Here is a 1,806-nt window from a genome sequence, read left to right on the forward strand (position 1 = left end):
CCTGCGTCCTCGTTCTTGCAATCACGGCGACGTTTGTTTTCCGGCTTGGCTACGAGCATTTCTTGTATCCATTTTCGAACTTCGATTTTTTCTCGGGCGTCAACGCCGAGCCGCCTCTTTCGGAGCATCGGCCATGGCATCAGGACATAGGGGAAATCTCTCTTGTCACTGACGAGGGCGAGACCTTCATCCAGCCGGAAAACCTGACACTAATCGGACGATACCGAGGTCAGGACCGACTCGACATAGACAGCAGTATCTACCAGAAGCGTGGGCTTGTGCTGGCGGCTGCCCTTACTGAGTTAAGCCGGGAAGAGTGGGTAACCCTTGGCTCACATGCCTCATTCCGGCCAGGCTCGGGCAGCATTCGGGAAGTGCGCTTTGGCGGCGTCACCGTACTGTTCCCGGCCTATCCGCATCGGCCAACATGGGAGACGGTTTTTCGNTGCGCTTTGGCGGCGTCACCGTACTGTTCCCGGCCTATCCGCATCGGCCAACATGGGAGACGGTTTTTCGTGGCTTACTGGGCGTCTATGTCGTTAGAGACCACACGCTGCGGCTAGCCAACGGCAACGCCACGGTAAAGGGTGGTGAACTCGAGCTCATCAAAATCCAGCTAAGCGGGTTCCAATCGCCACAGATTCGTATGTATTGGGTACATGATCCTTGGCGGGCGACCGAGCCCGAGGAGCCAATCTCGATCACAGGAACGTTTGACTCACGCGAAAGCGTATTTGCACCGGCCCCCGGCCAACAATTGCCGTGGGGCGCACTTACACTAATTGATGTACAGGACGGCGGAAAGCGCTGGCGTTTCATTGGCCCGACGGTCACATGGTAGCGGGCCGACCAACACAACTTGGCAGCCGCCATAGCAGTCGTCCGCTGGCGATGCTGATGAACATTCTTTAAGCGCATTGCAATCGCCATGAGGAACCTAGATCAAAAAGCATTATCGTACCATGGCGCCATCGCTTAACGGCGTGTGGGGCGCGAATCACCGAAGAAGGGGCTTTCGCGCGTGCGCCCAATGCGCTACGCTATTGGTGATGGGCTGATGCGAGGCCACAATGGTGATCCGTCGCTTCATTTTGACGGCGGTTCTGCTGGCTGCCTTTGTAAGCGGCTTATGTAAACCGCTGCACTATGCCTTAGCGAATGTTTCGGGAGGATTGGCTTCCGACAGACGCGTTGCGTTGGTCATTGGTAATTCGCGATACGGCTCCGTTGCGCCGCTGGTCGATCCTGAACGCGACTCAAGGGCAGTGGCTGCTACGCTGACCGAACTCGGTTTTTCCAAGGTCATGCTCGAAGCCGATCTACCTCGAGATCGGTTCCTGTCTCGGCTGAGAACGTTCGCCGAACTGGCGGATCATGCAGATTGGGCAATTGTCTATTTCGCTGGACATGGGATTGAAGTTAACGGGGACGATTTCCTGTTGCCCGTGGACGCCCGCGTGCTAACTGACACTGACGTTGAAAGCGAAGCGATTTCGTTGCGGCAGTTGACTGCCGCAACAGCCAAGGCCGCGAACGTGCGTCTGGTAATTATTGACGCATCTCGCAGCAATCCTTTCTTCGCCTCGACGACCCGGGAGATGGGCGACCATCGTAACGACGAGGGCTTGGCGCCCCCGGGTCCAACAGGTGATGTCGCTGTAGTGCTGTCGGCGAAGGCAGGGCAGCTTGCCCGCGAAGGCGGGCAGTTCGCCAATAGCCCGTTTGTTGCATCACTGGTGAAGTCCCTTCGCAAGCCTGGACTTGATCTCGACGCTTCCTTTCATCGGACGCGAAATGAAGTCATCG

The 1,806-nt window shown here is 57.0% G+C and carries 1 protein-coding gene; it reads left to right on the top strand.

What is annotated here, in order from left to right; translation table 11 throughout:
- Positions 1-1,070 precede the first annotated feature (1,070 nt).
- On the top strand, positions 1,071-1,806 hold a 736-nt coding region (locus X742_RS140625; RefSeq protein WP_023775564.1), incomplete at its 3' end, for a caspase family protein.

This window comes from Mesorhizobium sp. LNHC229A00, assembly GCF_000502415.1.
GTDB lineage: Bacteria > Pseudomonadota > Alphaproteobacteria > Rhizobiales > Rhizobiaceae > Mesorhizobium.